The sequence below is a fragment of the Chitinophaga sp. genome, from assembly GCF_036566945.1.
Lineage (GTDB): Bacteria > Bacteroidota > Bacteroidia > Chitinophagales > Chitinophagaceae > Chitinophaga.
The window spans coordinates 1-5,841 of the sequence record NZ_DATCVJ010000240.1 but is presented as its reverse complement, the minus strand read 5'-3'; the positions used below and the strand labels follow the sequence as shown (position 1 = coordinate 5,841).

Genomic DNA, 5,841 nt, shown 5'->3' with positions numbered 1-5,841 from the left:
TGGAGAAGCAGCGCGGATGATGATCGCGGCCGTAGTTATCGGCCGTCATTTTACCCTGGCAGAAATTAGTGCGGCCAAATTCACCGCCCCAGATCACCAGTGTTTCATCCAGCAGGCCACGCTGTTTCAGATCCGTGATCAGTGCAGCCGATGCCCGGTCTACATCTTTCGCCTGCCCCGCCATTTCGTTCGGCAGATTGCCATGCTGATCCCATCCCTGGTGATACAGCTGAATAAAACGTACGCCACTTTCAGAAAGCTTCCTGGATAATAAACAATTGGCCGCGAAAGTGCCTGGTACCAAGCATTCCGGTCCATACAACTTAATGATATCATCCGATTCTTTAGAGAGATCCGTCAGTTCAGGTACCGCCGTTTGCATGCGATACGCCATCTCATACTGCTGAATTTTTGTATTGATTTCCGGATCACCGAATTCTTTAAACGACTGCTCATTCAAGGCGGCCAACTGGTCCAGCATCTGCCGGCGATTGGCCATGTCAATACCTTCCGGATTATTCAGGTATAACACGGGGCTTTCCCCACTGCTGAACTGCACCCCCTGATGAATGCTATCCAAAAATCCATTGGACCATAATTTGGAATATACCCCTTGCCCGTTTCCTTTACCTCTCGACAACAACACACAAAAGGCAGGCAGGTTTTTGTTTTCACTTCCCAGCCCATAACTCATCCAGGAGCCAAAGCTGGCGCGGTTACCCTGCTGTGCGCCCGTCTGGAAAAACGTCAGTGCCGGATCATGATTGATGGCTTCTGTAAACATCGATTTAACGATGCAGATATCATCCACTACTTTGGCTGTGTGCGGAAACAAATCACTGATCCAGGCACGGGATTCACCATATTGTTTGAAATCATAGTGAGAACCTACCAGCGGAAAGGAGGTCTGCCCGGAAGTCATCCCCGTTAAACGTTGCCCCATACGGATCGATGGTGGCAGCTCCTGCCCCATCATTTCCCGCAGCTTCGGCTTATAGTCGAAGCTCTCCAGCTGTGAAGGCGCACCATTCTGAAACAGGTAAATAATTCTTTTGGCTTTCGGCGCAAAATGCGGCATACCTGGAATAAACGGCGCTTCATCCACACCGGTTTTACTAAAAATATCTGGTATCAGCAAAGAACCCAGCGCCAGACTTCCCACGCCCAAACTCAGTCGTGACAGGAATTTGCGGCGGTTCATATTCAGGTGATGTTCTATAAATTCGTTTTTCATCTTCCGATATTTGAAAGGGTGACTGCCCGGTTATGTTTTAGATAAGGTTTCTTCCAGGTTATAGATCGTTGTGATCACCTGCATCATCGCTGCCCATGAAGCGTTATCCAGGTTGGTGGCCATCGGATACTCTCCATTATGCAGCAGCTTCACTGCGCTGGCCGGCTGTTGCTTATACAACTGCTGTTGCTGGTCATAATACTTTTGTAAAAGCGCCAGCTCGCGTTGTTCCGGTGTGCGGCAAACAATTAAACGAAATGCCTGTTCAATATTCTTAGCGGTATTCTTATCTTTTTCCAATAGCCTGGAAGCCAGCACCCTGGAGGCTTCCAGCACCGTAGGATCATTCAGCATAATCAACGCCTGTAATGGCGTGTTAGTGCTGCTGCGTTTTACTTCACACTGATCACGATTGCTGGCATCAAAGATCATCATGGAAGGCGGTGGAACGGTACGTTTTATAAACGTGTACAACCCTCTGCGGTAAAGACTTTCACCATGATCCTGCTTATAGCTGGCCAGAATTCCCCTACCCGACGTGGCCATTTCCCATAATCCTTTCGGTTGATAAGGCTTCACACTCGGGCCTCCGATGGTATGCACCAGCAAGCCACTGCTTTGTAATACCAGGTCACGCACCAGTTCTGCCGGCAGGCGAAAACGTGGGCCACGGGAGAGGTAAATATTTTCCGGATCTATCTTTTGTTTTTCTTTGGAGGTTACGGCCGACTGGCGATAAGTAGCCGACATCACCAGTTGTTTCATGAGCCGTTTTATATCCCAGCCATGCTGTGCAAAGTCTGTTGCCAGCCAGTCGAGCAGCTGCGGATTAGTGGGCAGATCTCCCTGCATACCAAAATCGCCGGTACTTTTAACAATGCCCCGGCCAAAGATTTCCTGCCATTGCTGGTTCACGAAAACCCTTGCGGTGAGTGGATTGCGTTTATCAAACAACCACTCCGCCAATCCTAAACGGTTAGCCGGATACTGCTTCGTATCAAAAGGCAGCACAGAATGCGGTGTTTCCGGTGTTACTTCCAGCGTTGGGTTATCATAGTTACCACGGCCAAGGATATACGTTTTCCGGGTGGTATCTCTTTCGCCCATCACCGATACAATCAGTTTATTGGTATCCTGTTTATTGATAAAATGTAATACCCCTTTGAGATCTTCTTTGGTGATCTCCATAAACGGCTTCTTGGCGTAGGTTTCAGGGCCACCTACGGAAGACTGCAATCCTACTTCTGTTACATTATTAAAGAAGGCGAAGAGCTCATAATATTCTTTCTGTGAAAAAGGATCATACTTGTGATCATGACAGTGTGCGCATTCAATAGTGATACCCAGTAAACTTTTGCCAAAGGCATTCGTCCGGTCTGTTACGTATTCTATGCGATACTCTTCATCTATCACACCACCTTCTTCGGTGATTTTATGATTACGGTTATAGCCGGATGCCAGCAATTGTTCCCGGGTAGAATTGGGCATGATATCGCCGGCCAGCTGCCAGGTAATAAAATCTTTGTAAGACAGGTTTTCATTGAATGCATGAATCACCCAGTCACGCCAGGGCCACATACTACGGTAGTTATCATCCTGGTAGCCGTGAGAGTCGGCATAGCGGGCAACGTCCATCCAGTGGATCGCCATTTTTTCACCATAGGCCGTATCCTGCAGCAATTCATCTACCATACGCTCATACCCTTGTGCACTGGTATCTTTTGCAAAGCGGGCCATTCTTTCCGGAGAAGGAGGCAAGCCCGTCAAATCCAGACAAACACGCTTCAGGAGTCTTTCATGATCCGCTACCGGATTGGGTTCCAGCCCTTTTGTTTCCATATGGGCCAGTACAAACCTGTCTATTTCATTGCGCGGCCACTGTGTATTATTAACCGCCGGCAATGCAGGTGCCACCGGCGCCACAAAGGCCCAGTGAGGCTTGTATTGTGCGCCTTGCTTAATCCACTTCTCAATGAGTTTAACTTCATAATTGGTGAGCGACATATTGGAGGAAGGTGGCGGCATACGCATCGAGGTATCTTTTGTGCTGATACGTTGATATACGGCCGATGCCATCGGATTTCCCGGCACCAGCGCATGCGCTCCCGGTGTTTCTTTCAAGGCTTTATAGGCGCTGTCGGCAATATCCAGCCGCAAACCGGCCTCCCGTTTATTGGCGTCAGGACCATGACAAGCGTAGCACTTATCAGATAAGATAGGGCGGATATTGAAATTGTAGTCTACAATTTCAGGTAACTTCTCTTCCTGTTTATCGTCTGTGCCTCCACTGTTACAAGCAGATAATACAGCCAGGAAGCAGACAGTCAGTCTTACATAACGTTGGAACATACTTTCTGAATTAAATGTTCATTGCGCACTAATTTTGATAATCGCGGTAATTACACTACATAGCAGGGATACCTGCTGATGCTCAATCACTATAGCTGTTGGTTGTTTCTTTTGTCTGTGGTAAATATCGGGCATTAACACTTACCATTTCGATACTATATTGACTCTATTTGACACTATCTTACCAATATGTACATACATACCTACAAGAAAGCAAAAAGCAGAAGGCGGAAAGCAAAAAGCCACTGAAGCGGAGGGTAAATTCGTGGTCGCTTCGATGGCTTTTTGCATTCGGCTTTTTGCTTTCTGCTAACTAAAAAATTTCGGCAGTTTCACAACTCCCACATATTTTCCATGATGGCTCACAGAAACGGGCCGGCTTTCGCCGGTATAACGGTCATGAATAAACGGTACTCCATATTCATCTTTATAAAATCCCTCCTCCGCAGTAAGTATTTGCTGCAAATAATCGGGCCTTAGATGGTACTGTGTAAAAATGCGCGCTTCCTGCAGCAGGGAAGTATTCACGGCAGCGTGGGTATGAATACAGGAGCCTATCTGCCTGCTTTGGAAATAATACAGCTGTTGTTGATAAACAACGGTACCGGCAGCGGCGGTGCCAGTATATTGAGAAAGAGAACACGCCAACTGCTGCGGCGCAAACTTTCTTTCGCGGGTATTGCGGTGAATGATTTTATACACGGATTCTTTGCAGGACCAAAGCAACCACAGCATGGTCGCAGGATGGGCGGCCTTTGTGATCATATCTTTTTCATGGGGCAAAAACAATTTGTCCCGGAAACCATGGCGGTAAATATTACTTTCGCGCTCCGCCAGGTGAAGGTCAACGATGTCGTTGCCTATCACTTTTCCTTCAGCTTTGCTTCCACAATATCCATGGCAGCCTGCACATTGAGCATACGTTCCATTTCTTCATTCTCAATAACGATATCATACTTTTCTTCCACATCCAGTACTACATCTACCAGATTGGCGGAATTAATTTTCAGGTCGTTAATAAAATCAGTGGAAATGTTGATTTGTGCCAGGGCTTCCTGATTCTTCGCGTAGGGCCTTACTATGTCTCTTAATTGCGCAATGAATGTTTCTTGATCCATGTTTAAATCGTTTATGGTTCCAGGTATTTTTTCAATATAATACAGGCGTTTACATCTCCAAAACCAAAGCTTGCTTTCGCCACTAAATGTATGTCTTTATACAACAGCTGCTGTGGAATTCTTTCCGGATCTACTATGGCGGCTATTTCCGGGTGCAGATCTTCGCAGTTAATATTAGGAAATACAAATCCCTCTTTCAGCTGCAGCGCAGCGGCTACCAGCTCAATACTGCCGGAAGCGCTCAAACAATGGCCTACCATCGACTTCAGCGCATTGAGATAAGGAAAATCTTTTCCGTTCCGTTCCAGCGCAGCACACCAGTTCCTTACTTCTTCCGCATCTTTACCCGTAGCGGTGAGATGTCCATTAATCAGATCTATATCGCTTCCCGACACACCGGCCTGCACCAGCGCAGCTTTGATACAACGCTGCACCGCTGCCGGATTGGGAGCTGTCATGCTGCCACCGTTGCGTTGTCCGCCCGAGTTAATATTGCCGCCCAATACTTCCGCATAAATGGGCGCATTGCGTTCCAATGCACTATCCAGCGATTCCAGTAACAGCGCGCCGGCGCCACTTCCCGGCACAATACCGCTGGCACTGGCACTCATGGGTCTTGACCCTGCTGCAGGCGTATCGTTATGTTTAAACGTACACACTTTCATGGCATCAAAGCCGCCCCATATATAAGGACCACTATCGCTGGTACTACCTGCCAGCATACGTTTGGCGTGGCCGTACCTAATACGTTCATAGGCCATCAACACACTTTCTGCACCAGTAGTACAGGCGGAAGAATTAGTGGTCACCTGGTTACCCAGTCCCAGCTTACCACCCAGGAAAGCACTGATGCCACTCGCCATGGTTTGCGTAACTGCGGTACTGCCTAAACGACGTACCTGTAATTCATCTACCTTATAAATGGCCTCGCGGAATTTATCGACACCAGACGTGCCGGCGCCAAACACCGTGCCACTGTCCCAGTCGACCAGATCTGCCTTGGGCAGTGGCAATTGTGCATCTGCCCAGGCCTGCATACCGGCTATTACGCCGTAGATAATACCGGAGCTGCTCAGGTGCTTTAGTTCCAGCTCATCAAAATATTGTTGCTGCAAAGTATCAGGGACTTCCGGCCGGCCG

5 protein-coding genes are annotated in these 5,841 nt (G+C 48.0%); all 5 read right to left on the bottom strand.

What is annotated here, in order from left to right:
• Positions 1-1,234 (bottom strand): DUF1501 domain-containing protein (locus VIP81_RS06970; protein WP_331957790.1); only part of this gene is annotated, 1,234 nt, incomplete at its 3' end.
• Between the two features lie 30 nt (positions 1,235-1,264).
• Positions 1,265-3,583 carry a PSD1 and planctomycete cytochrome C domain-containing protein gene (locus tag VIP81_RS06965; RefSeq protein WP_331957788.1) on the bottom strand — a complete coding sequence of 773 codons (2,319 nt, stop codon included), beginning with the start codon at positions 3,581-3,583 and terminating at the stop codon, positions 1,265-1,267.
• A gap of 309 nt (positions 3,584-3,892) precedes the next feature.
• Positions 3,893-4,450, bottom strand: a complete 558-nt coding sequence (locus VIP81_RS06960; protein WP_331957786.1) for a 4'-phosphopantetheinyl transferase superfamily protein — start codon at positions 4,448-4,450, stop codon at positions 3,893-3,895.
• Positions 4,447-4,701 (bottom strand): acyl carrier protein, encoded by a 255-nt coding sequence (locus VIP81_RS06955; protein WP_331957784.1) that lies wholly within the window; start codon positions 4,699-4,701, stop codon positions 4,447-4,449. Before VIP81_RS06955 ends, VIP81_RS06960 begins: the two co-directional genes overlap by 4 nt.
• Before the next feature lie 11 nt (positions 4,702-4,712).
• Positions 4,713-5,841: beta-ketoacyl-[acyl-carrier-protein] synthase family protein (locus VIP81_RS06950; protein WP_331957782.1), on the bottom strand; the 1,129-nt coding region annotated here is incomplete at its 5' end.